This window comes from Cellulosimicrobium sp. 22598, from assembly GCF_052044445.1.
Lineage (GTDB): Bacteria > Actinomycetota > Actinomycetes > Actinomycetales > Cellulomonadaceae > Cellulosimicrobium > Cellulosimicrobium cellulans_G.
The window spans coordinates 67,559-91,344 of sequence record NZ_JBQEMZ010000005.1 but is presented as its reverse complement, the minus strand read 5'-3'; the positions used below and the strand labels follow the sequence as shown (position 1 = coordinate 91,344).

The 23,786-nt window shown below is 74.2% G+C and carries 21 protein-coding genes; 11 read left to right on the top strand and 10 right to left on the bottom strand.

Features of this window, described 5'->3' with window-relative positions; genetic code table 11:
- Positions 1-3: 3 nt before the first annotated feature.
- The 6 genes from ACTJIY_RS07205 to ACTJIY_RS07180 all read right to left on the bottom strand — a co-directional run bounded on the left by ACTJIY_RS07205 (position 4) and on the right by ACTJIY_RS07180 (position 5,550).
- Entirely contained in the window at positions 4-1,110 is a 1,107-nt protein-coding gene (locus ACTJIY_RS07205) for a Gfo/Idh/MocA family protein (protein ID WP_439159305.1), read from the bottom strand.
- Positions 1,107-1,922, bottom strand: coding sequence for an ABC transporter ATP-binding protein (locus ACTJIY_RS07200; protein ID WP_253054967.1), 816 nt, complete (start codon positions 1,920-1,922; stop codon positions 1,107-1,109). The genes ACTJIY_RS07205 and ACTJIY_RS07200 overlap by 4 nt, the downstream gene beginning before the upstream one ends.
- The gene (locus ACTJIY_RS07195) at positions 1,919-2,941 is read right to left on the bottom strand and encodes an ABC transporter substrate-binding protein (protein WP_439159304.1); all 1,023 of its coding nucleotides are present in this window, start codon (positions 2,939-2,941) and stop codon (positions 1,919-1,921) included. Before ACTJIY_RS07195 ends, ACTJIY_RS07200 begins: the two co-directional genes overlap by 4 nt.
- A gap of 69 nt (positions 2,942-3,010) precedes the next feature.
- Positions 3,011-3,904 carry an ABC transporter permease gene (locus ACTJIY_RS07190; protein WP_253054965.1) on the bottom strand — a complete coding sequence of 298 codons (894 nt, stop codon included), beginning with the start codon at positions 3,902-3,904 and terminating at the stop codon, positions 3,011-3,013.
- A gap of 62 nt (positions 3,905-3,966) precedes the next feature.
- Positions 3,967-4,794: a sugar phosphate isomerase/epimerase family protein gene (locus tag ACTJIY_RS07185; protein WP_440673999.1), complete on the bottom strand. Its 828-nt coding sequence runs from the start codon at positions 4,792-4,794 to the stop codon at positions 3,967-3,969.
- 468 nt (positions 4,795-5,262) lie between these two features.
- Positions 5,263-5,550 (bottom strand): hypothetical protein, encoded by a 288-nt coding sequence (locus ACTJIY_RS07180; protein ID WP_253054963.1) that lies wholly within the window; start codon positions 5,548-5,550, stop codon positions 5,263-5,265.
- 311 nt (positions 5,551-5,861) lie between these two features.
- Here ACTJIY_RS07180 and ACTJIY_RS07175 point away from each other — a divergent pair, with 311 nt between their 5' ends.
- Positions 5,862-6,866 carry a LacI family DNA-binding transcriptional regulator gene (locus ACTJIY_RS07175; RefSeq protein ID WP_253054962.1) on the top strand — a complete coding sequence of 335 codons (1,005 nt, stop codon included), beginning with the start codon at positions 5,862-5,864 and terminating at the stop codon, positions 6,864-6,866.
- Between the two features lie 154 nt (positions 6,867-7,020).
- Positions 7,021-10,410: a family 16 glycoside hydrolase gene (locus tag ACTJIY_RS07170; RefSeq protein ID WP_440673998.1), complete on the top strand. Its 3,390-nt coding sequence runs from the start codon at positions 7,021-7,023 to the stop codon at positions 10,408-10,410.
- Between the two features lie 154 nt (positions 10,411-10,564).
- Here the strand turns inward: ACTJIY_RS07170 and ACTJIY_RS07165 are convergent, their stop codons facing one another.
- A complete protein-coding gene (locus ACTJIY_RS07165) occupies positions 10,565-11,584 on the bottom strand; it encodes a LacI family DNA-binding transcriptional regulator (protein ID WP_253054960.1) in 1,020 nt (339 codons plus the stop codon).
- A 136-nt stretch (positions 11,585-11,720) separates the two neighbouring features.
- Here ACTJIY_RS07165 and uxaC point away from each other — a divergent pair, with 136 nt between their 5' ends.
- From uxaC to ACTJIY_RS07125, 8 genes are all read left to right on the top strand, one after another.
- Complete coding sequence (uxaC, locus tag ACTJIY_RS07160) at positions 11,721-13,220, top strand: glucuronate isomerase (RefSeq protein WP_440673997.1); 1,500 nt, start codon at positions 11,721-11,723, stop codon at positions 13,218-13,220.
- A 211-nt stretch (positions 13,221-13,431) separates the two neighbouring features.
- Complete coding sequence (locus ACTJIY_RS07155) at positions 13,432-13,602, top strand: hypothetical protein (protein ID WP_440673996.1); 171 nt, start codon at positions 13,432-13,434, stop codon at positions 13,600-13,602.
- Positions 13,602-13,958: a YciI family protein gene (locus ACTJIY_RS07150; protein WP_440673995.1), complete on the top strand. Its 357-nt coding sequence runs from the start codon at positions 13,602-13,604 to the stop codon at positions 13,956-13,958. The genes ACTJIY_RS07155 and ACTJIY_RS07150 overlap by 1 nt, the downstream gene beginning before the upstream one ends.
- 10 nt (positions 13,959-13,968) lie before the next feature.
- Entirely contained in the window at positions 13,969-15,321 is a 1,353-nt protein-coding gene (locus ACTJIY_RS07145; RefSeq protein ID WP_440673994.1) for an RNA polymerase sigma factor, read from the top strand.
- A 217-nt stretch (positions 15,322-15,538) separates the two neighbouring features.
- Positions 15,539-17,140: an endo-1,4-beta-xylanase gene (locus tag ACTJIY_RS07140; protein ID WP_440673993.1), complete on the top strand. Its 1,602-nt coding sequence runs from the start codon at positions 15,539-15,541 to the stop codon at positions 17,138-17,140.
- A gap of 180 nt (positions 17,141-17,320) precedes the next feature.
- Positions 17,321-18,115, top strand: coding sequence for a (Fe-S)-binding protein (locus ACTJIY_RS07135; protein ID WP_440673992.1), 795 nt, complete (start codon positions 17,321-17,323; stop codon positions 18,113-18,115).
- Positions 18,116-18,249: 134 nt separating this feature from the next.
- Complete coding sequence (locus ACTJIY_RS07130; RefSeq protein WP_440697227.1) at positions 18,250-19,851, top strand: LutB/LldF family L-lactate oxidation iron-sulfur protein; 1,602 nt, start codon at positions 18,250-18,252, stop codon at positions 19,849-19,851.
- The gene (locus ACTJIY_RS07125; RefSeq protein WP_440673990.1) at positions 19,848-20,510 is read left to right on the top strand and encodes a LutC/YkgG family protein; all 663 of its coding nucleotides are present in this window, start codon (positions 19,848-19,850) and stop codon (positions 20,508-20,510) included. Before ACTJIY_RS07130 ends, ACTJIY_RS07125 begins: the two co-directional genes overlap by 4 nt.
- A gap of 9 nt (positions 20,511-20,519) precedes the next feature.
- Here the strand turns inward: ACTJIY_RS07125 and ACTJIY_RS07120 are convergent, their stop codons facing one another.
- Positions 20,520-21,170 (bottom strand): NUDIX hydrolase, encoded by a 651-nt coding sequence (locus tag ACTJIY_RS07120; RefSeq protein WP_440673989.1) that lies wholly within the window; start codon positions 21,168-21,170, stop codon positions 20,520-20,522.
- 60 nt (positions 21,171-21,230) lie between these two features.
- Between ACTJIY_RS07120 and ACTJIY_RS07115 the strand changes: the two genes are divergently transcribed.
- On the top strand, positions 21,231-21,938 hold the full coding sequence (locus ACTJIY_RS07115) for a uridine kinase family protein (RefSeq protein ID WP_440673988.1): 708 nt from the start codon (positions 21,231-21,233) through the stop codon (positions 21,936-21,938).
- A gap of 3 nt (positions 21,939-21,941) precedes the next feature.
- Here the strand turns inward: ACTJIY_RS07115 and ACTJIY_RS07110 are convergent, their stop codons facing one another.
- Entirely contained in the window at positions 21,942-22,493 is a 552-nt protein-coding gene (locus tag ACTJIY_RS07110) for a hypothetical protein (protein ID WP_440673987.1), read from the bottom strand.
- Positions 22,494-22,652: 159 nt separating this feature from the next.
- Complete coding sequence (locus ACTJIY_RS07105; protein ID WP_440673986.1) at positions 22,653-23,657, bottom strand: methyltransferase; 1,005 nt, start codon at positions 23,655-23,657, stop codon at positions 22,653-22,655.
- Positions 23,658-23,786: the final 129 nt, after the last annotated feature.

The following is a 23,786-nucleotide window of genomic DNA, read 5'->3' as shown; positions in this document are numbered from 1 at the left end:
GCGTCACCGCACCGGCGTGGGCGCTCTGGGCCCCGCGAGGTCGGCCGGGCGGACGACCCGCCCGGTCGCGGCAGCCTCGCGGATCGCGCAGAGGAGCCGGACGGTCTCCACGGCGTCGGCGGCGTCGACCGGTGGCGGTGCCGTGCCGTCCAGGGCCGCGAGCACCCGCTCCCACTGCACGCGGTGGCCGGCGTGCCCGATCGCGAGCGGGTCGGCCGCGCCGCCCGCCGAGGATCCCGACGTGGGCGCCGGGACGCCCGGCACGTCCCACCGGAGGACCTCGTCCTGCGCGAGCTCCACCGACCCGCGCGACCCGTGGAGAGCGAGGGTCGCGGGGAAGCCCGGGGGCGTGGCCGTCGTCGTCGTGACGACGCCGAGCGCGCCCGACGCGAGGCGCAGCGTCGCCACTGTCGTGTCCTCGGCGAGGTCCCCCGGGGCCTCGCCGAGCACTCCCCCGCGCGCGAGCGTCCCGGCCTGCGCGGTGACCGACTCGACCGGCCCGCACAGCCAGCGCAGGAGGTCGACGTTGTGCACGCCCTGGTTCATGAGCGACCCGCCGCCCTCCGCCGTGGACGACCGCCACCGCGCCGCGGCGTAGTAGTCGTCGTCGCGGTACCAGGGCACGTGCGTCGCGACGAGGCGCAGCTCCCCGAGGGCGCCGTCGTCGAGCGCGCGCCGGAGCGCCTGGTGCGGGGGCTCGAAGCGGCGCTGCGAGACCATCGAGACGACCAGGCCCCGCTCGCGCGCCTCCCGCTCGACGCGGAGGGCGTCCTCGACGGTCACCGCGAGCGGCTTCTCCACGACGACGTGCCTGCCTGCCGCGAGCGCCGCGAGCGCGAGGCGCGCGTGGCTCCCGCTCGGCGTGCAGATCGCCACGACGTCGACGCCCTCGTGGCGGACCACCTCGTCCGGCGCCACGTGCGCCGCCGGTCCGGCCGGCGTCACGTCGTCGTCGAGCACCGCGCCCCCGGAGTACGCGACGAGCCGCGCCCGCGGCGCCAGATCACGCAGCGCCCGCGCGTGCAGCACGCCGATGCTGCCCATCCCGACGATCCCGACGCCGACGACGGGTCCGGCGTCCTCCGGAGCCGACCGCACGGACGCGCTCACTCGGCGACGTGGCTGGCGCCGAGCAGGTCGCGCAGCCGCTCGGCGGCACCCGTGAACCGGGGGTCGACGAGCGTCGTGCCGTAGTCGCGCTCGTCGGGCAGGCCGGGCTCGAGGGTCTCGACGATCCGTCCGGGGCGCGGGCTCATGACGACGATCCGGCTCCCGAGGAACACCGCCTCGGGCACCGAGTGCGTGACGAGCACGATGGTCGTGCCGGTCTCGCGCCAGATGCGGTTCATCTCGATGTTCATCTGCTCGCGCGTGAGCGCGTCGAGCGCGCCGAACGGCTCGTCCATGAGCAGGACGCGCGGCTCGTGCAGCAGGGCCCGGCACAGCGCGACGCGCTGCTGCATGCCGCCGGACAGCTCGTGCGGCAGCGCCTTCTCGAAGCCCGTGAGCCCGGTCAGGGCGATGAGCGCGTCCGCACGCTCCTGCGCCCGGCGCTTGTCCATGCCCCGCATCTCCGCCTGGAGCAGGATGTTCTTGCGCACCCCGCGCCACTCCAGCAGCGCCGAGCGCTGGAACGCGAACCCGATCTCGCGCTGCGGGCGCGTGACGGGCTGCCCGTACAGGCGCACCTCGCCCTCGGTGTAGGCCGTGAGGCCCGCGACGATCTTCAGCAGCGTCGACTTGCCGCAGCCGGACGGCCCGACGATCGTGACGAACTCGCCCGGCTGGACGCTCAGGGAGACGTCGTCGAGCGCCACGGTCTCGGACCGCTTCGACGTGAAGCGCATCGTGAGGTCGCGGACCTCGATGATGGGGTCGGCGCCGACCGCGTCGACGGGGGCGGTGAGCTCGGTCGCGGTCACAGGTCCGCCCCGAACGCGCCGTCCCAGAAGTCGGTCGGGGTCGTGCCGCCGTCGAAGTCCGTGTTCTCAGACAGGAACGTCAGGGTGTCCGTCCACTGCTCCTCGGTGTTCACGCCGGGGGCGGGGGCGTCCTCGAGGTTCAGCAGGTCGATCGTCGCGGCGAGCTGGGCCGCCAGCACCGCCTCGTCGGGCGCCTGCTCGGCGCCCGCGGCCATGGCCGCGACCGCCGCGTCCGGGTCCTCGGACGCCGCGAGGAACGCCCGCGACGTCGCGCGCACCATCGCCTCGACGAGCTCCGGGTCGTCCGCGATGAGCTTCTCGTTGGCCACCAGGCCGGTACCGAGCAGGTTCATGCCGAAGTCCGCGAAGGGCAGCGCGTCGACCTCCTCGCCGGTCTGGTTCTCGATCGTCGGCGCCTGGTCGTGGTGGAACCCCTGGATCGCGTCGACCTTGCCCTCGATGAGCGCGGCGATCTTGCCCGCGGCGTCGACGTTGACCACGGTCACGTCGGCCGGGTCGACGCCGTTGAGCTCCAGCCAGGCCGGGAACGTCCCGTACATCGCGTCGCCCGGCGTGCCCCCGACCGTCTTGCCCACCAGGTCGGCGGGCTCGGTGATGCCCTGGTCGGCGAAGAACTCGACCGAGCTGGGCCCGGTCTGGAGGAACACGCCCACGCTGCGCACCGGCATGCCCGAGCTGATGGCGTTCGCGAGCGGTGGCGTGTCGGCCCAGCCGAAGTCGGTGTTGCGCTGCGCGACCTGCTGGACCGTGTTCCCCGACCCGTTGCCCGGCTGGATCGTGAGGTCGATGCCCTCCTCCTCGAAGATGCCCTGCTCGACGCCGTAATAGAACGGCGCGTGCTCGCCGTAGGGCACCCAGTTGAGGGTGACGGTGACCTCGGTGAGGCCGCCCTCGCCCTCCGCGGGCCCGGACGGGTCGGCCGACTGCCCGCAGGCCGCCGTCCCCGCCACCACGACGCCGGCCGCGGCCAGCGAGACTGTCAGACGTGCACCACGCATGGGAAGACTCCTTCTGCTCGCGCCGCCTCGTCGTCGAGGCGGCGAACTCTGGGGTGGGTCAGGGGCGTGTCAGGAGGACGCGAGGACGAGGTTCCCGCGCCGCGACGCGTGCCACGGGATGAGGAGCCGCTCCAGCAGCTCGACGAGGAGGAACAGCACGACGCCGATGAGCGACATGAGGATGAGGTCGGCGAACAGGAGCGGCGCGTCGAGGTTGCCGCTCGCGAGGAGCAGCACGTACCCGAGGCCGCGGTCGGCGCCGACGAACTCGCCGACGACCGCCCCCACGACCGCGAGCGTGACGGCGACCTTGAGCCCGGACATGAGCTGGGGCAGCGACCCCGGGAAGCGGATCTTGCGGAAGGTCTTCCAGCGCGACGCGCCCATGGTCGCCGACATCTCCAGCAGCTCCGGGTCGATCGACCGCAGCCCGGCGACGGCCGAGACCACGACCGGGAAGAACGCGATGAGCACCGCGAGGATGATCTTGGGGGCGGCGCCGAACCCGAACCAGACCACGAGGATCGGAGCGATCGCGATCTTGGGGATCACCTGGGCGAAGAGGATGAGCGGGTACAGCGACTTCTCGGCCGTCGGCGAGTAGACGAGCAGGACCGCCGTCGCGACGCCGATCACGGAGGCGAGCACGAACCCGACGACCGTCTCCATCGTGGTCACCCAGGTGTGCTCGGCGAGCATGGCCCAGTCCTCGACCATCGTGTCCCAGACGGCTCCCGGCGACGGGACCAGGTACGCCGGCACGAGCTCGCGCCACGCGACGAACCACCACACGGCGAACAGCGCGAGCAGCACCAGCGCGGGGCGCCAGGCCGCCGAGGCGACCGCCGCCACCCGGCTGCCGGCCGACGTCGTGCCGCGCGTGCGCGGGCCGGGGCGCCGGGCCGCCCCGACGGGCGGGCGCGCCTCCTGGCTGGCCGGTCGCACTTCCTGGGCAGTCGTCATCGTGCGGTCCTCCATGGTCGTGGTCCTGGTCGTGGGTGGGGTGCCCGGGCGGGGAGCGTCGGTCATCGGAAGGGCACCGCCTCGGCGTCGAGGATCGTGGTGAACGCCTCCCAGGCCTCGGTGAACAGCTCCGGCCCGGAGAACCCGCCGAGGCTGTGGGCGTCGCTCAGGTGCGGCTCGAGCGAGAAGAACCCGTCGAAGCCGTCGTCGCGCAGGGCCCGCACGGTCTCCGGGACCTCACCGTCACCGCGCCCGGCGGGCACGACGGCGCCCGTCGCCGCGAGCGCGTCCTTCACCTGGACGTACTCCAGGTACGGGCGCAGCAGCGCGTAGCCGTCGGTGAAGGGCCGCACGCCCACCTGGACGAAGTTCGCCGAGTCCCACGCGAGCGCCAGGTGCGGCGAGCCCACCGACTCCACGACGTCCAGGCAGCGCTCGGGCACGTCCCCGTAGATGTCCTTCTCGTTCTCGTGGACCAGCACGACGCCGGCCGCGCGCGCCACCTCGGCGAGCGCCGCCATCCGGCGCAGGACGACGTCGCGCCACGACGCCGGGTCGGTCCCGGGGCGGACGAAGAACGAGAACACGCGCACGTACGGGGCCTCGAGCTCCCGTGCGACGCGGGCGGCGTGCCGCATCCGGTCGAGGTGGGGCTCGAAGTCCTCGTCGACGAAGATCTTGCCGACGGGAGACCCGATGCTGGAGACGCGGAGGTCGTGCGTGCGCAGGAGGCTCGCGACGCGCTCGCGCTGGTCGTCGTCGAGGTCGAGCACGTTGGTCCCCCACGCGCTGCGGAGCTCGACGAACCCCAGCCCGAGCTCGGAGGCGACGACGCACTGCGTCTCGACGTCGGGCGATATCTCGTCGGCGAAGCCCGAGAGCGTCCACATCGTGCCGCCCTCCCTTCTGCTGGTGGCTCCCGGGCGACGACGCGGCCGGCACCGTGCGGCCACCGGGGCGCAGCCTCCGGCCCGGGGAGGGGCTCGTGCGGAGGGCGGCGCGGGGCCGGTGAGGCGAGGACGCGGGGTCGTACGGGACGGTGGTCGAGGTCCTGCGCACGGAGCTCGTTCTCCGTGCGCCTGGCATGGACAGTAGGTGCGGGCCATGGCACGGACAACGAGTTGCCATTTGTTGCACCTGACAGCGCTGGACGAGCGACCGCGGCACCAGGCGCACCGGACCGCGGGTGCCGGGTCGTGCGCGGGCACGAGGCGCGCGGAAGGGGTGGTTGCCGTCGGTTGCCATCGGTCGGCGTCGCCGGGCGACACCCGGCGACGGTTCCGTGACGGGGCCGTCGACGGCTGCCCGGCCGCGTCGGTGGCGGTCCGGGCAGGGCGCGCGGAGGGCGCGCCGGCGCGTCAGGTGCCGGGGTCCGCCGGGGTGCCGAGGTCGAGCGCGACGAGCCGGAAGCCCGCCGACCGGACGGCCCGCAGGACCTCCCCGCGCAAGGGCTCGGCCGCCACGACCGGCAGCTCCGTGTGGGGAGCCTCGACCCGGGCGAGGTCGCCGTGGTGGTGGACCCGCAGGTCCTCCAGGCCGAGGCGGCGCAGCTCGCTCTCGGCCGCCTCGACCTGGACGGCGGCCTCGCCGTCGCGGGCGCGGTCGACGGCGAGGTCGACCGACGGCGCCTGATCGGTGCGGCTCATCGACGCCGTCCGGCGGGCACGACCGCAACGGCACCGGAGGGTCGAGGTCCAGGCCGCCGACGTGCCGTCGTCGGGCGCAGGGATGCGTTCGCACGCGAGATCACGGAGCCATTGGAGGATGCCGTTCGGGGCCCGTCAAGGAGTTGCCGTCGGTTGCCGTGGGTTGCCACGAGACCTGCGGTCGGTGCGGCGCGAGGGGCGGGCACGAGGCGGCCACGGCGTGCGTATCGGCTGGTCACGGGCACGGCCGCGACACGAGGGTGACAACCGGTTGTTGTCCGGCGCTGTCACGCCCGTTACAGTCCGACCGCATGACCTCAGCCGGCAATGGTGCCAGCCCGACGATCTACGACGTCGCCCAGGCGGCCGGCGTCGCCCCCTCGACCGTGTCGCGAACGTTCTCGCGTCCCGGCCGCGTCAACGCGCAGACCGCGGAGCGGATCCGCCAGGTCGCCAACGAGCTCGGGTACCGGACGAACCCGCTGGCCCGCGGCCTGCCGAGCGGCCGGACCTCGCTGCTCGCGATCGTCGTGGCCGACGTGACCAACCCCTTCTTCTTCGAGATCATCCGCGGCGCGGAGAAGACGGCCCGCGACGCCGGGTACACGCTGCTCATGGTCGACGCCCACGAGTCCGACGAGGCGGAGCGCCGCGCGCTCGACCGCACGCTGCCCCTCGTGGAGGGACTGATCCTCGCGACCTCCCGGCTCTCGGACTCCTCGATCCGGGTCGCCGCGAAGCAGCGGCCCACCGTCGTCATGAACCGGCACATGACCGACGTCCCGAGCGTCCTGACGGACAACGCCCAGGGCATGCGCAGCGCCGTCGAGCACCTGGCCGGGCTCGGGCACACGAGCCTCGCCTACGTCGCAGGGCCGGAGGCGTCGTGGGCCGACGGGATGCGCTGGCGCGCGTTCCGCGAGGCGACACGCGAGACCGACGTCCAGGCGCGGCGGATCGGCCCGTTCGCGCCGACCCTCGCCGGCGGGCTCTCCGCGGCCAAGTCGCTCGTCAAGCACCCCGCCACGGCGGCCGTCGCGTACAATGACCTCATCGCGATCGGCGCGATGCGCGGCCTGCGCCGGCTCGGGGTCGAGGTGCCGCGCGACCTGAGCATCGTCGGGTTCGACAACATCTTCGGCTCGGACTTCTGCACCCCGCCGCTCACGACCGTCGCCGCACCGCTGCGCCACTTCGGGTCGTTCGCGGTCCAGCGGCTCCTGGCCCAGCTCCGCACGTCGCCCGCGCCGGCCGCCGGGCCGACGCTGCTCCCGGCGAAGCTCGTCGAGCGCGGCTCGACCGGCCGCCCGGCCTGACCGCACCCGCCCGCGGCGCGGTCGCCGCCGGGCCGGGCAACAAGTGGCAACTCGTTGCCCGGACGTCGTGCGCGCCCGGATAGTGACGGCACAGCGCACCGATGCGCGCCCTGTGCGCAGTCCGACGCACGGTCCTCGACGGAGAGGCAGGCTGATGGAACACCCCTCGACCGACGCACCACCCCCGCACGGCACGCCCCGGCCCCGCCGCAGAAGACGGCGTGCCCTCGTGGCCGCGCTCGCCGCCCTGGCCGTGCCGTCCGGCGTCCTCACGGCCCAGGCCGCGGTGCCGACCGCCGCACCCGCCGTGGCACCCGCCGCGACGCAGGCGGACATCCGCCCGCAGGAGCCCGGCGTGACCCTGCGCGTCTTCGACGTCCAGGTCATCCTCGACGACTACTGCACGCTCAAGCCCGGGCAGACGCCCAACGTCGACAAGATCATGCCGACCATCGACTGGACCACGGCGGCCGACTTCGGCCTCACGGACAAGTTCGTCACCGAGGTGACGGGGTACCTGAACGTCCCCGAGGCCGGCACGTACGACTTCCGGATCACGAACGACGACGGCGCGCGACTGCTGCTCGACGACGAGCTCGTCGTCGACCACCCGGGCCGTCACGGCGCGACGTCCAAGGAGGGGTCGATCCAGCTCGACGCGGGCTACCGCGCGCTGCGCATCGACCACTTCGACGGCGAGTTCGACCAGCGGCTCAAGCTCGAGTGGCGGCCGCCGGGCGCCTCGGGCTACGTGCTCGTCCCGAACTCCGTGCTGAGCACCGACGCCGACGTCACGCGCGTCACGTCGCCCGGCCGCAAGGAGTGCGAGGGCATCACCGAGGCACCGGGCGACGGCCTGCCGCTCACCGAGGTGCACCCCGACTACACGCTCACCGACCTGCGCCCCGAGGGCTTCCAGCCGCAGGTGACGGGCATGGACTGGCTGCCCGACGGCCGTCTGGCCATCTCCACGTGGGGCGGCGACCGGCTCACGCAGCGCGGCGAGGTCTACCTGATCGACCACGTCCAGGGCGACACCGGCGCGGACGACGTGACCTACACGAAGGTCGCCGAGGGCCTGACGGAGCCGATGGGCCTCAAGTATGTCGACGGCACGATCTACGTGTCCGAGAAGGACGGCCTCACGGCGCTCGTCGACACCGACGGCGACGAGGTCGCCGACGAGTACGACACGTTCGCGACCTGGCCGTTCGGCGGCAACTACCACGAGTTCGCGTTCGGTCTCCTCTACGAGGACGGCTACTTCTACGTCACCACCGGCATCGCCATGGTGCCGGGCGGCAACTCGCTCGACCCGCAGCTCGCGGAGAACCGCGGCTCGGTCATGAAGATCAGCAAGGAGACCGGCGAGGTCGAGTACGTCGCGGGCGGCCTGCGCACCCCGAACGGGCTGGGCTGGGGCACCGACGGCGCGATGTACGTCACCGACAACCAGGGCGTCCGCATCCCGACGTCCAAGCTGGTGCGCGTCGAGGAGGGCGCGTTCTACAACCACTTCACCAACCCCGACGGCCCCTACGACGACCAGCCCGTCACCGAGCCGGTCCTGTGGATGCCGCACAGCGAGATCTCGAACTCGCCGAGCAACCCGGTCGTGCTCACCGAGGGCGTGTTCGCCGGGCAGCTCGCGATCGGCGACGTGACGTACGGGGGCCTGCAGCGCGCCTACCTCGAGGACGTCGCGGGCCAGGAGCAGGGCGCCGTCTTCCGCATGACGCAGGGCCTCGAGTCGGGCGTCAGCCGGACGAGCGTCGGCCCCGACGGCGCGATCTACGTCGGCGGCATCGGCTGGTCGGGCAACTGGGGCCAGGCGGGCAAGCTCTCGTACGGGCTGCAGAAGCTCACGTACGACGGCAACGACGCGTTCGACATGCTCGCGATGCGCGCCGTCGAGGGCGGGTTCGAGATCGAGTACACGCAGCCGCTCTCCGAGGAGACGGCGCAGGACCTCGCGTCGAAGTACACCGCCGCGCAGTGGCGCTACGTCGCGACCCCGCAGTACGGCGGCCCGAAGGTCGACGAGGAGGACCTCGACGTCGCCTCCGCGACCGTGTCGGAGGACCGCAAGACCGTCACGCTCCAGATCGACGGGCTGAAGCCCGGGCGGGTCGTGAACGTCCACTCCCCGCGCCCCTTCGCGTCCGAGACCGGCCAGGAGCTGTGGAGCACCGAGGCCTGGTACACCCTCACCCGCCTGCCCGACGGCTCCGTCGCCCCGCCGGTCTACGAGGCCGAGGCCGCGGACATCAGCGGCGGCGCCGGGTGGAACAGCAACCACGCCGGCTACTCGGGCTCCGGGTTCGTCGACCGCAACTGGGAGCCGGGCGCCCAGACGACGTTCGCCGTCCGCACCGAGGAGGCCGGCCTGCACGACCTCGCGATCCGCTACGCCAACGGCCAGAACAGCGACCCCGCGCCGCTGCCGAGGAACCTGAGCCTCTACGTCAACGGCGAGAAGCTCAAGCAGGTCTGGTTCGACAGCACCGTGGCGTGGTCCACCTGGGCGACCCAGGTCGAGACCGTGCCGCTGCGCGCGGGCGCCAACACCATCACGATCCGGCACGACGACGACGACATCGGGCACGTCAACCTCGACAGCCTCACCGTCACCCCGACCGAGCGCATCACGCTGTTCGACGGCGACGACCTCGACCAGTGGGCGGCCGTCAACGGCGGCGGTCCCGCGACGTGGCCGATCGCCGACGGCTCCGTCGAGTCGTTCGGCGGCGACATCCGCACCAAGGAGAAGTTCGACGACTTCCGGATGCACGTCGAGTGGTACCAGCCCGAGCACGCGCCCGACGTCACGGGCCAGGCGCGCGGCAACAGCGGCGTCTACATCCAGGAGCGGTACGAGGTGCAGGTTCTCGAGTCCTTCGGCATCGACCCGCCGCGGAACGACCACGCCGGGGCGATCTACCTCCAGAGGGCTCCCGACGTGAACGCGGCGACGCCGATGGGCACGTGGCAGACGTACGACATCACGTTCCGCGGAGCCCGCTTCGGCCCCGACGGCACGAAGACCGAGGACGCGCGGCTCACGCTCGTGTGGAACGGGCAGGTCGTGCACGACGACGTCGCCGTCACCGGCAAGACCGGCAACGGCCGGGCGGAGGGACCGACGTCGGGGTACATCAAGCTCCAGGACCACGGCGACCCCGGCCTCAACCCCCGGTTCCGCAACATCTGGATCGAGCGCCTCTCCAGCGTCGAGGAGCCCGGCCAGGAGGAGGTCGCGATCACCGCGACCGCCGAGGTCCGGTGCCTCGCGGGCACGCCGTACGTCGCGGTCCGCGCGCTCAACGAGGACACCGTCCCGCTGGACGTCGTCCTCGACACGCCGTACGGGTCCAAGACGTTCACGGACGTCGCTCCTGGCAAGAACGCCTACCAGTCGTTCGCCGTCCGGGGCGTGGAGGACCCGACGGCCGGATCCGTGACCGTCACCGCCCGTCCGTCCGACACCTCCGACGAGCGGGAGACCGTCGCGACCCCGGAGCACGGCCAGCCGTCCTGCGGCTGACCGGCCCGCTCCGGTCCCGGGGCCGTCCCGCGCGCCACTCGGCGCGCGAGGCGGCCCCGGCTCGGTCGTGCGCCATGGAACCCAGGTGGCGCGCGAGATTGCGGCTCCCGTCGCGAGGCAGAGCCCGGCGAGCTCTACGCCGAGACCGGAGGCTCTATCTCGCGGGGGCGAGGGTCGTGGAGTCGCGCACCATGAGCTCGACGGGGAGGACGTCGTCGGGCGCCGTCGCGGGCTCCGGCGACCCGTCGGCGTCGGCGACGGCCCCGCGACGCGTGCCGAGCGCCGCGACCAGGCGGTCGACGGCGCGGGCACCGAGGCGCGCGAGGTCGGTGCGGACCGTGGTGAGCGGGGGCGACGCGAGGGTCGCGACGAACGTGTCGTCGAACCCGACGACGCTGAGGTCACGCGGCACGTCGACGCCGCGCTCCCGGAGTCGCGCGACGAGGCCGAGGGCGACGAGGTCGTTGTAGGCGAGGACCGCCGTCGCCCCCGACGCGACGACGAGGTCGGCGGCCGCACGACCGCCCTCGACACGGGGGCGGAACGACCCCACGGTGACGGTCTCGACGTCGGGGTAGCGCTCGCGGACGGCGTCGAGCCCGGCGCGGCGGCGCGCGTCGGACCACGACCGGTCGGGCCCGCCGACGTACGCGACGCGGCGGTGCCCGAGCGCCCGCAGGTGCTCGACGGCGAGGACGACGCCGTGCGCGTCGTCCGAGGAGACGGAGGGCACGCCGTCGTGCCGGAGGTTGACGAGGACGACGGGGACCCCCCGCGCGGCGTCCAGGTCGGCCTCGGCGGCGCGCGGAGAGCACAGCACGAGCCCGTCCGTCTGGGACCGCAGCCCGGTCACGAGCTCGGTCTCGAGCGCGGGGTCCTCCCCCGCGTCGACGACGAACACGGCGTGGCCCGTCTGGCGCGCCCGCGCCTGCACGCCCTTGGTCACAGACGCGAAGTACGGGTTCTCCAGGTCGGGCACGACGAGCCCGAGGGCCCCGGTGCGACCGGCACGCAGCCCGCTCGCGGCGCGGTTGGGCCGGTACCCGAGGCGGTGGGCGACGGCGACGACGCGGTCGCGCGTCTCCGGGGCGACGCGCTCGGGCTCGGCGAGGGCGCGGGAGACCGTGGAGATCGACACCCCGCTCTCGCGGGCGACGTCACGGACGGTGACCACGGCTGCCTCCTCGGCGCTCGGGGCCCCGCGGGGAGACTCGGGGCTGCGAACGATTGTAGCGGCCCCGCGGCTTTCGCTCCGAGAGATCCCGTGGCGTACGATGCAAACGTTCGCAACGATGCCTCTGGAGGAACCCGTGACGAGCACGGCCCACCTGGACCCGACCACCGCGACGGCGCCGTGGTCCCTGCACCCCGACCGCGCGCTCCCCGCCGACCCCGTGCTCCGACCGCTCGCCCGCGAGGTCTACGCGGCGACGCGCGACCTCCCGATCGTCTCCATGCACGGGCACGTCGACGCCGCGCTGCTCGCCGACGACGCGTCGTTCGGCGACCCAGCGGCGCTGTTCGTCACGCCCGACCACTACCTCGTGCGCATGCTCGTCGCGCAGAGCACGTCACCGCACGGCGCGCCGGGCGTGCGCGGCGTCCAGGACCTCGGCGTCGCGCCCGTGCCCGGCGCTCCCGACGGCACCGCGCCCGCCGAGACGGACCCGCGCGAGATCTGGCGCCGGTTCTGCGCGGGCTGGCACCTGTTCCGCGGCACCCCGACGCGCTACTGGACCGAGCACGCGCTCGTCGAGGTCTTCGGCGCCCCGGTGCGCCCGTCGGCACAGACCGCCGACGCGCTCTACGACCACCTGGTCGACCGCCTCGCGCGACCCGAGTTCCGACCGCGCGCGCTCTTCGAGCAGTTCGGCCTCGAGCTCCTCGCGACGACCGACCCCGCGCAGTCCCCGCTCGCCGACCACGCGCGCCTCGCCGCGGACGGTTGGGGCGATCGCGTCGTGCCGACGTTCCGCCCCGACCCGCTCCTGCACGTCGACCGCGCCGACTGGGCCGCCCAGGTGGCCGAGCTCGGCGCGGCCGCGGGGACGGACGTCGTCGACTACCGGTCCTACCTCGACGCGCTCCGCGCGCGCCGCGCCGCGTTCGTCGCGGCCGGCGCCCGCGCGACCGACCACGGCCACCGCACCGCGGACACCACGCCCCTCGACGACGCCGACGCCGCCCGCGTCCTCGACCGCGCGCTGCGCGGCGAGGCCACCGCGGCCGAGGCGCGGGCGTTCTCGGCGCACATGCTCTTCCAGATGGCTGCGATGTCGGCCGAGGACGGGCTCGTGATGCAGCTCCACCCCGGCGTCCTGCGCGACCACTGCGCCGGCGTCGTGCAGGCGTACGGTCCCGACAGGGGCTACGACATCCCCGAGCGCACCGAGTACGTGCGCGCGCTGCGTCCGGTCCTCGAGGCGTTCGGCCACCACCCAGGCTTCCGGATGGTCGCGTTCACCGTCGACGAGGACACGTTCTCGCGCGAGCTCGCCCCGCTCGCGGGGGTCTACCCGGCGCTGCGGCTCGGCGCCCCGTGGTGGTTCCTCGACACCCCCGACGGCATGCGCCGCTTCCGCGAGGCGGCGACGGACACCGCGGGCTTCTACAACACGAGCGGGTTCGTCGACGACACGCGCGCGTTCTGCTCCATCCCCGCCCGCCACGACCTCGCACGCCGGATCGACGCCGGCCACCTCGCCCGCCTCGTCGCCGAGCACCGCCTCGACCTCGACGAGGCGCTCGACACCGCCGTCGACCTCGCCTACCACCTCCCGAGGGCCTCCTACCCCCCGCTGGGCGCGTGAACCCTGTCGCCGAACCGCACCCCCGCGAGATCGACCCGTCCGCCTTCAGATCGACCTCCCGAGGGTCGATCTCGGACGCTCGGGTCGATCTCGCGCAGAGCGCCCGCCGCAGAACCCTCCGAGAACTCGTCCGCGTGAGGTGTCGATCTCGGCGACGGTCGTTCGTCGTCCTGGTGAGCGGCCGCACGGGCCGCACGACCGAGGAGGCACGATGACCTTTCTGGAGACGATCCTCGCCGCGAACCGGGAGCAGCCGCCGGACCTCGCGCGCTACCGTGACGGACGGCGCAGCGTGGGCGACGGGATCGACGCCGCCGACGTGGTGCTCTACGGGCCGACGGCGCTCCGCCGGCCCGCGACGACGAGGGCGGAGGACCTGTGATGCGTTACCTCATGCTCGTGCTCAGCACGCCGCACGACCCCGACCTGCGCCCCGAGGAGGCTGCGGCGGCACCCCCGATCGAGGAGTGGATCGGGCGCCACTACGGCAGCGGCGCCGCGGTGCTGGGCGACCGGCTGCGGCCCGTGGAGGACGCCGTCGGCGTCCGGGTGCGCGGCGGCAAGGTCCTCGTCACCGACGGGCCGTTCTCCGAGACCAAGGAGACGATCGCCGGGTTCGACGTCCTCGAGGCGCCCGACCTGGACGCCGCGATCGCCATCGCGTCCGAGCACCCCATGGCGTACGGCGGGGCGATCGAGCTGCACCCTGCGTGGCCGCTGGACCTCGACGGGTCCTGACCTGACGGTCGTGACGGACCCGCGCCGCGCCGTCGAGGACGCGTTCCGCACCGAGTGGGGACGCGTCCTCGGCGCGGTCGCGCGCAGCACGGGCGACCTCGACCTGGCGGAGGAGTCCGCGCAGGACGCGTTCGCGACCGCGCTGCGCACGTGGGGCCGGGACGGCGTCCCCGAGCGGCCGGGCGCCTGGCTCACGACGACGGCCCGTCGGCACGCCATCGACGTGCTGCGACGGCGCCGGGTCGAGGCCGAGCGGGTCGCCGCCGCGGGCCGCCTGGGCGAGCGTGTCGACGCCGGCTCCCGGAGCGGGGGCCGCGACCCCGTCGCCGAGCAGGTCGCCGTCGGCCTCGACGACGACGGGTGGGACCTCGACGACCCCGACGGCGACCTCCTCCGGCTGCTGTTCACGTGCTGCCACCCGGCGCTGCCCGCCGAGGCTCGCGTCGCCCTGACCTTGCGGTCGCTGACCGGCATGACGACCGCCCAGGTCGCGCGCGCGTTCCTCGTCCCCGAGGCGACGATGGCGCAGCGCCTCGTCCGGGCCAAGCGCCGCATCCACGCGACCGGGATGACGTTCCGGGTGCCGCCCGCCGAGCTCCGGGCGGAGCGCGTCGACGGCGTCCTGGCCGTCCTGTACGTGCTCTTCACGGAGGGGTACGACGCCTGGGCGGAGCCCTCCGACGTGGTCGAGGGATCGGCCGAACGGCGTGCTCTCGCCGACGTCGCCGTCCGGCTCGCGCGCCTGGCCGCACGGCTGCTCGACGACGAGCCGGAGGCCCGCGGGCTGCTCGCCCTCCTGCTGCTCCAGCACGCCCGCCGGGACGAGCGCGTCGGCCCCGACGGCTCGACGCGCACCCTCGCGGAGCAGGACCGCGCGCGCTGGCGGCACGACGAGATCGCGGAGGGAGTGGCCGAGCTGGACGCGGCGCTCGCCGTCGGGCGGCCCGGGGCGTACCAGGTGCAGGCCGCCGTCGCGGCGCTGCACGACGAGGCCCCCGACGCCGAGGCGACCGACTGGCCGCAGATCCTGGGCCTGTACGACGTGCTGCTCGACCTCACCGGTTCGCCGGTCGTCGCGCTCAACCGCGCGGTCGCCGTCGCCGAGGTGCACGGCGCGGAGGCCGGCCTCGCGGCGATCGACGCCGTCGCCGCCGAGCCCGCGCTCGCGGGGTACCACCTGCTGCCCGCGGTCCGCGCGGAGCTGCTCGAGCGCGCCGGCCGACCCGCGGAGGCCGCCGTCGACCTGCGTCGCGCCCTCGCGCTCGTCGACCGCGAGGGCGACCGCCGCCTCCTGGAGCGCCGCCTGGCCGGGCTCGCCGAGGCGATGCGAGATCGACCCGAGCGTCCGAGATCGGCCCTCTGAGGGTCGACGTCGCGACGCTCGGGTCGACCGGGCCGCGCTACGAGGCTCCGCAGGGGGCGAGCCGCTTCCAGCGAGCCAGAAGCCGGTGCTCCGTCCCAGCATGTAAAACGGTATCGATAACGATTGCCATCCTGTCGCAGTGTGACTAGCGTCACGTGCGCACGTTGTTCGCGCTGGTGGGCCAACGGTGGTCCACCCGGGAGGAAGAGGATCGACGATGACCCGAGCACTACCCTTGCGCAGCACGAACGGCAGGAGGTCGGCCGCCCTGGCCGCGCTCGTTGCCGTGCTCATCACCACCGGCGTCGGCGCGGGCACCGCGCAGGCTGCCGGCTCCACCCTCGAGGCGGCGGCCGCCGAGTCCGGCCGCTACTTCGGCACCGCCCTCGCGGCGGGCAGGCTGTCCGACTCGACGTACTCGACCATCGCGAACCGCGAGTTCGACACGATCACGGCCGAGAACGAGATGAAGATGGACGCGACGGAGCCGTCGCAGAACCAGTTCAACTACTCCCAGGGCGACCAGATCGTCAACTGGGCCACGAGCCGGGGGAAGCAGGTCCGCGGGCACGCCCTCGCCTGGCACTCGCAGCAGCCGGGCTGGATGCAGAACATGTCCGGCTCCGCGCTCCGCCAGGCGATGCTCAACCACGTGACGCAGGTCGCGACGCACTACCGCGGCAAGATCTACGCGTGGGACGTCGTGAACGAGGCGTTCGCCGACGGCAGCTCGGGCGCGCGTCGCGACTCGAACCTGCAGCGCACCGGCAACGACTGGATCGAGGCGGCGTTCCGCGCGGCCCGCGCCGCCGACCCCGGCGCCAAGCTCTGCTACAACGACTACAACACCGACAACTGGAGCCACGCGAAGACCCAGGCCGTGTACAACATGGTCCGCGACTTCAAGGCGCGGGGGGTGCCGATCGACTGCGTCGGCTTCCAGGCCCACTTCAACTCGGGCAACCCGGTGCCGAGCAACTACCACACCACCCTCCAGAACTTCGCCGACCTCGGCGTCGACGTGCATATCACCGAGCTCGACATCGAGGGCTCCGGCTCGTCGCAGGCGGAGCAGTACCGCGGCGTCGTCCAGGCGTGCATGGCCGTGTCGCGCTGCACCGGCATCACCGTCTGGGGCGTGCGGGACACCGACTCGTGGCGCGCGTCCGGCACCCCGCTGCTGTTCGACGGCAACGGGAACAAGAAGGCCGCCTACACCGCCGTGCTCGACCAGCTCAACAGCGGCGGCGGGACGCCCGGCGGCCCGGGGGAGAACCCGGGCGGCTCCTGCACCGTGACCGTGACGCGGGGCGACTCCTGGGGCGACCGCTTCAACACCACGTTCCAGGTCTCCGGCGCGTCCGACTGGTCCGTGACCATCCGCACCGGCTCCGGCCAGAGCCTGCAGAACTCCTGGAACGCCGCGGTCACCGGCACGAGCGGCACGCTCACCGCGACACCGAACGGGAACGGCGACGCCTTCGGCATCACGCTGTACTCGAACGGCAACACCACGCTCCCGACGGCCACGTGCTCGTCGGGCTCGGGAGGCGGCGGCGAGACCTGCACCGTGACCGTGACGCGGGGTGACTCCTGGGGCGACCGCTTCAACACCACGTTCCAGGTCTCCGGCGCGTCCGACTGGACCGTGACCATCCGCACCGGCTCCGGCCAGAGCCTGCAGAACTCCTGGAACGCCGCCGTCTCCGGCACGAGCGGCACCCTCACCGCGACACCCAACGGCAACGGCGACGCCTTCGGCATCACGCTGTACTCGAACGGCAACACCACGCTCCCGACGGCCACCTGCTCGGCCTGACCGGAGACCGCCGGGGTGGTGGGACCGTCCGTCCCGCCACCCCGGCGTCCGTGCCGCACCAGGGCCGGCAGAGCCACGTCGTCCGACCACAACCGCAGCGCCTCGCCGCGGGGGTCTCGACAGGCGGCACGGACGCGCCCCGGCGAGACTGGACCGGACTCACCCTCTCCCGGAGCCCTGATGCGCATAGCCCTCACCGCGACCTGCCTCGGCGACGTGATGTTCCCGCAGGCACCTCGCGCCACCGCCCTCCTCCTCGAGCGCCTCGGGCACGAGGTGTTCTTCCCCGAGCGCCAGGCCTGCTGCGGCCAGATGCACGTCAACACCGGGTACCTCGACGAGGCGGTCCCCGTGGTGCGCAACCACGTCGAGGCCTTCTCCCCCGTGCTCGACGGCGAGTGGGACGCGATCGTCGTGCCGTCGGGGTCGTGCACAGGGTCGGTCCGGCACCAGCAGGGCATGGTCTGCCGGCGCGCCGGTCTCGACGACCTCGCGCGCACCGCCGACGCGGTCGCCGCGAAGACGTACGAGCTCTCCGAGCTGCTCGTCGACGTGCTCGGCGTGACCGACGTCGGCGCCTACTTCCCGCACCGCGTCACCTACCACCCGACGTGCCACTCGCTGCGCATGCTCCACGTCGGCGACAAGCCGCTGCGCCTCCTGCGCGCGGTCGCGGGCATCGACCTCGTCGAGCTGCCCGCGGCGGAGGCGTGCTGCGGGTTCGGCGGCACCTTCGCGCTGAAGAACGCCGAGACCTCGACGGCGATGCTCGCCGACAAGATGACGCACGTGAAGGAGACGGGCGCCGAGGTCCTCACCGCGGGCGACGCGTCGTGCCTCCTGCACATCGGCGGCGGACTGTCGCGCATCCGCGCGGGCGTCCGCACGCTGCACCTCGCGGAGATCCTCGCGTCCACGAAGGACACACCCGCCCCTGCCGGGGCCGGTCCGTCGACGCGCGGGGGTGCCCGGTGAGCCGCACGTTCCTCGGCCTGCCCGCCCGGCGCGGCGCGCGCACCCTGCCCGACGACGTCGCGCGCCCGGGCGCGCGCGGCACGTCGGCGGGTACCTCGGCGGGCGCAGCGGCGGCGTCGGACGCGTTCGGCGACGTGCCGCACCCCGACGCGCCGCTGCGCTGGGGCGACGCGTTCCCCGACGCCGCGCGCGCGGCGCTGCAGAACACGCAGCTGCGCCGCAACCTCGCGCACGCGACCTCGACCATCCGGGACAAGCGCGCCGCCGTCGTCGGCGAGGTGCCGGACTGGGAGGCGCTGCGCGACGCGGGCTCCGCGATCAAGACCGACGTCATGGCGCGCCTGCCCGACCTCCTCGAGGAGCTGGAGCGCAACGTCGTGGCGCGGGGCGGCGTCGTGCACTGGGCGCGCGACGCCGACGAGGCGAACCGGATCGTCGCGGACCTCGTGAAGGCCAAGGGCGTCGACGAGGTCGTCAAGGTGAAGTCCATGGCGACGCAGGAGACCGGGCTCAACGAGGCGCTCGCCGCCGAGGGGATCGCGGCGTACGAGACGGACCTCGCGGAGCTCATCGTGCAGCTCGCCGACGACATGCCGTCGCACATCCTCGTGCCCGCGATCCACCGCAACCGCGCGGAGATCCGCGAGGTCTTCCTCGCGCGCATGGGCGACGCCCCGCCGGACCTGTCGGACGTCCCGCGCGAGCTCGCGATGGCCGCGCGCGCCCACCTGCGCCGCACGTTCCTCTCGGCGAAGGTCGCGATCAGCGGCGCGAACTTCGGCGTCGCGGACACGGGGACGCTGACCGTCGTCGAGTCCGAGGGCAACGGCCGCATGTGCCTCACGCTCCCCGAGACGCTCATCACCGTCATGGGGATCGAGAAGGTCGTGCCCACGTTCACCGACCTTGAGGTGTTCCTCCAGCTCCTGCCGCGGTCGTCCACGGGCGAGCGCATGAATCCGTACACCTCCCTGTGGACGGGCGTCACGCCTGGCGACGGGCCGCAGGAGTTCCACCTCGTGCTGCTCGACAACGGGCGCACCGACGTCCTCGCCGACGAGGTCGGGCGGGCCGCGCTGCACTGCATCCGCTGCTCCGCGTGCCTCAACGTGTGCCCGGTGTACGAGCGGGTGGGCGGCCACGCCTACGGGTCGGTGTACCCCGGCCCGATCGGCGCGATCCTCACGCCGCAGCTCACGAAGTCCTCCGGCGGGCTCTCCGGCCACCACGACCCCAACGCGTCGCTCCCCTACGCGTCCACGCTGTGCGGCGCGTGCTACGAGGTGTGCCCCGTGAAGATCGACATCCCGTCGATCCTCGTCGAGCTCCGGGCGCGCGAGGTCGACGCCGACCGCGGCCGCCCGACCGGCTGGGGCGCCGCGATGAAGGCGGCGTCGTTCGTCATGTCCGACGCGCGCCGGTTCGCGCTCGCGGAGAAGGCGGCGGGTCTGGGTCGCGTGGTCGCCGGTCCGACAGGCCGGATCGCGACCCTCCCGCCCCCCGCGTCCGCCTGGACCCGCTCGCGCGACCTCCCGGCCCCGGCGAAGCAGACCTTCCGCGACTGGTGGCGCGACCGTCCGGACCGTGCGACCCCACCGGCCGACCCCGTGGTCCCTCCCCAGGACCGGTCCGCGCTGAGGAACGATCGCGGGTTCGCCGAACCCGGGATCACTCCTCAAGATGAGCCCGCACCGGGGAACGATCCAGGGTTCGGCGAGAGGGGTGACGACCGGTGAGCGCGCGTGACGACGTCCTCGCCCGCGTGCGCGCCGCGCTCAGGGGGTCGACGGCGGGTGGGGCGGCGGCGTCCGGCCGTGTCCCGCGGGCGTACCGCGAGCGCGGCGACCTCGCGCCGGGGTCGCCGGGAGCCGTGGACGTCCTCGTCGACCGGCTCGTCGACTACCGGGCGCACGTCCACCGGGCCGCCGGCCCGGCCGAGGTCGCCACGATCGTGGGCGACGTGCTCGCGGACGCGGCGTCCGTCGTCGTACCGCCGGGGCTCGACGACGCGTGGCTGGGCGCGCTGGGTGCCGGGACCGCCGTCGTGCCCGACGCACGCGACGACCCGCGCACGCCCGACGAGCTCGACCGGGTGGACGCCGTCGTCACGGCCGCGCGCGTCGCGATCGCCGACACGGGCACGATCGTGCTCGACGGCGAGCCCGACCAGGGCCGCCGGGCGATCACGCTCGTGCCCGACCTGCACGTCTGCGTCGTGCGCACGGACCAGGTGGTGCAGACCGTGCCCGAGGCCGTGCGGCTGCTCTCCGCGCACCCGGAACGACCGCAGACGTGGATCAGCGGCCCCAGCGCGACGAGCGACATCGAGCTCTCCCGCGTCGAGGGCGTCCACGGCCCCCGCACCCTCCACGTGGTCCTCGCCCCGCCGAGGTAGAGCGGGCCCTCATGCCCCACGGCGGTGGCGCACCTCCGCGAGAACCGTCGCCAGGCGGACGGGGAAGTCGTCCGGCGTGCCGGACGGCAGCGCGTCGACCGGGAACCAGGCGACGTCCTCGCTCTCGTCGCTCACGACGGTGCGCGCGTCCGGGTCGGCGAACGCGACGAACCCGACGTCCCAGTGCGTGCGGCACGTCCCGAACGCCGCGGCGAGGTCGTGGCGGTGCACGTCGACCGGGGCGGCGGGCGCGGCGTCGGCGCGGGCGCCGGGGACGGTGCCGGCGGACGGGTCCGGGTCGAACGGGACGAGGTCGTCGAGGCCGCTCTCCTCGCGCGCCTCGCGGTAGGCGGCGCCCGCGAGCGTCGTGTCGCCCGGCTCGGTGTGCCCGCCCACCTGGACCCAGAACTGGCCCTTGCGATGGAAGCAGAGCAGCACGCGGGCCAGGTCCGGGCTGAGCACGAAGCAGCTCGCCGTGAGGTGCTGCGGGCCACCGTCGCGCCGGACGGCGTCGGCACGCGCGCCGGAGCCACCGTCGCCGCGGAGGAACGCGCGGTACTCGGCCGCGAGCGCCGCCTGCTCGTCGTCGACCGGCTCCCACCGGTCGAGGCGGGCGAGGGCGTCGCGGGCGAGCAGGGCGGCAGGGTCGAGTGCGGTCACCGGGGAAGGCTACGTGGCGCGCGTGACCGTCCCGGTGCGGCGCTGCGAGAATGGGGTCCCGTGAGCGACCCTCAGCACGTCGACGGAGGCCCGGTCCAGGCCGGCACAGGACCGGCGACCGACGACCTCGGCTCGGACCCCGCGCTGTTCGACCTCCCGCCGGGCTCGCGCGAGGTCCCGACGCGCATCGTGCTCCTCACGGGCGCGTCCGGCTCGGGCAAGACGTCGCTCACGCGGCGCCTCGGCCTCCCGGTCGTCGCGCTCGACGACTTCTACCTCGACCACGACCACCCGGACCTGCCGCAGCGGTTCGGCATCGTCGACTGGGACGACCCCCGCTCGTGGGACGCCGCGGGCGCCGTCGCGGCGCTCGTCGACCTCGCGCGGACCGGGCACGCGGACGTGCCGGTCTACGACATCCCGACGTCGCGCCGCACGGGGACGACGCACCTCGACGTCACGGGCTCGCGGGTCGTGCTGGCCGAGGGGATCTTCGCGGCGGAGATCGTCGCGGCGTGCCGCGCCCAGGACGTCCTGGCCGACGCGATCTGCCTGCGCCGACCGCGTCTCATGACGTTCTGGTTCCGCCTGCTGCGCGACCTCGCGGAGATGCGCAAGCCGCCGGTCACGCTGTTGCGGCGCGGCTGGGCGCTGCTGCGCGCCGAGCCCGCACTCGTGCGCCACTGGGAGTCGCTCGGCTGTCGCGCGCTGACGCCGACGCAGGCCGAGAAGGAGATCCGCGCGCTCCTGCGGCCCTCCGCGGCGTAGGCGCTACGCCGACGGGGCAGCGACCTCGATCGTCGCGACCGACGGCCCGCCGCAGTCGGGCCCGAAGTCGCCGGTCGTCGTCTCCCACACGGGGTCGACCTCGTGCTCGGCGACGACGTCTCCCGACGCGAGGTCCACCACACGGACGGCGATCGGCCCGACCGGGCCGTTCGTCGCGGAGCCCGTCCAGCCGCCGCGCGACGGCTCGACGGGCAGGTCCTCCGCCGCCGCCTCGGGCGAGCTCTGGGCAGCCTCGGGCCGGTCCGGCAGGACCAGGTGGTCGGGGACCGTCGTGGGGATCGGCTCCGGGTCGAGCGAGACAGTCCCGTCGCGCACGAGCCCGCAGGGGTTGATCCCGACGCAGCCCACGAGCACGCCGTAGGCATCCCGATCCGGCCAGGAGTCGTCGAGCCGGACCTCGAGGCGCGCCACGTAGCCGACCGCGGGGCACGCGGTGACCGGGCCTCCCCCCGGGCCGCCGCACGCGGGCAGCACGGCGACGAGCAGTCCTGCGGCGAGCCCGCGCGCACGCCGTCGTCCCCGTCCGTCGGTCATCGTCGGCACCCCCTCCGCAGGCCGGCACGTTCGCCCGGGCCTTCGTCCAGAGCCTGTCGCGTGCGGCCGGATCCTTGCACCGAGACCTGCGAGTCCACCCGCGGAGCGTGACGAGACGTGAGAAGTGGCCCCTGAACGGCACGCCCCGGGGGCCACTTCTCACGCCTCGGCGGGGAGCGTCCCGACGACGATCGTCGCGCCGATCTCCTCGTCGCGGACGACGCGCGCCCGCAGTCCGGCCCGTTCGAGGACGTCGACGGCGCCCGTCGCCTGGCGCTCGCCGGACTCCGTGAGCAGGTGGCCGCCGGGAGCGAGCCACGCGGGCGCCTCGGCGGCGACGCGGCGCAGCACGTCCAGACCGTCGCCGCCGCCGTCGAGCGCGACGTGGGCCTCGTGGTCGCGCGCCTCGCGGGGCAGCAGCGGGATCTCGGCCGTGGGCACGTACGGCACGTTGGCGAGGAGCAGGTCGACCCGGCCCCGCAGACCGGGCGGCAACGGGTCGAACAGGTCGCCCTCGTACACGCTGCCGCCGACCGCGGCGACGTTGCGCGCCGCGCACGCGACGGCGGCCGGGTCGACGTCGCTCGCGTGCAGCGCGACGGTCTCCGCGCCGCCGAGGCCCACCGCGGTCGCGAGCCCCAGCGCCCCGGCGCCGCAGCACAGGTCGACCACGACCACTGCCGGGCCGACCATCCGACGGTCCAGGCCGCTGTCCGGGCCGCCGTCCCGGTCGCCGTCGGGGTTGCCGACCGCCCCGCCACCCGCGCCGACCGCGCCGCCGTCGGCGTCACCAACCATCACGCTTCCTGTTCCGCCGTCGGCGTCGCCGACCGTCACGCCGCCCGCGCCACCGCCTGTCCCGCCGTCGGGCAGCCGGACCAGGCGCCCGGCCTGCCGCCCGAGCGCGACGGCCTCGTCGACGAGCAGCGCGGTGCGCTGGCGCGGCACGAACACCCCGGGGTCGACGGCGACGCGGAGCCCGTGGAAGTCGACGTACCCGAGCATGTGCTCGAGCGGCTCGCCCGCGACCCGGCGCGCGACGAGCGCGTCGAGGTGCGCGTCGTCGTCGGCCCGCGCGGCGAGGAGCGCGGCCTCGTCCTCCGCGAAGACGCACCCGGCGGCGCGCAGGCGGGCGGCGAGGTCGTCGAGCTGGTCCCGGTCCACGTCCGGACGGTACTCCGGGACGGGTCTCGCCCGCGCGGGAGGGAGCCGCCGTCACGAGATCGACCCGCGCGTCCGAGATCGACCCTCAGGGGGTCGACCTCACGACGCGCGGGTCGATCTGGGCGGTGC

Bases quoted from the DNA above. Each gene is read 5' to 3' on its own strand.
- ACTJIY_RS07135 (WP_440673992.1), top strand. From the start codon at position 17,321: ATGCGCATAGCCCTCACCGCGACCTGCCTCGGCGACGTGATGTTCCCG.
- ACTJIY_RS07195 (WP_439159304.1), bottom strand. From the start codon at position 2,941: ATGCGTGGTGCACGTCTGACAGTCTCGCTGGCCGCGGCCGGCGTCGTG.
- ACTJIY_RS07175 (WP_253054962.1), top strand. From the start codon at position 5,862: ATGACCTCAGCCGGCAATGGTGCCAGCCCGACGATCTACGACGTCGCC.
- ACTJIY_RS07150 (WP_440673995.1), top strand. From the start codon at position 13,602: ATGCGTTACCTCATGCTCGTGCTCAGCACGCCGCACGACCCCGACCTG.
- ACTJIY_RS07110 (WP_440673987.1), bottom strand. From the start codon at position 22,493: ATGACCGACGGACGGGGACGACGGCGTGCGCGCGGGCTCGCCGCAGGA.
- ACTJIY_RS07180 (WP_253054963.1), bottom strand. From the start codon at position 5,550: ATGAGCCGCACCGATCAGGCGCCGTCGGTCGACCTCGCCGTCGACCGC.
- ACTJIY_RS07155 (WP_440673996.1), top strand. From the start codon at position 13,432: ATGACCTTTCTGGAGACGATCCTCGCCGCGAACCGGGAGCAGCCGCCG.
- ACTJIY_RS07185 (WP_440673999.1), bottom strand. From the start codon at position 4,794: ATGTGGACGCTCTCGGGCTTCGCCGACGAGATATCGCCCGACGTCGAG.
- ACTJIY_RS07190 (WP_253054965.1), bottom strand. From the start codon at position 3,904: ATGACGACTGCCCAGGAAGTGCGACCGGCCAGCCAGGAGGCGCGCCCG.
- ACTJIY_RS07170 (WP_440673998.1), top strand. From the start codon at position 7,021: ATGGAACACCCCTCGACCGACGCACCACCCCCGCACGGCACGCCCCGG.
- ACTJIY_RS07140 (WP_440673993.1), top strand. From the start codon at position 15,539: ATGACCCGAGCACTACCCTTGCGCAGCACGAACGGCAGGAGGTCGGCC.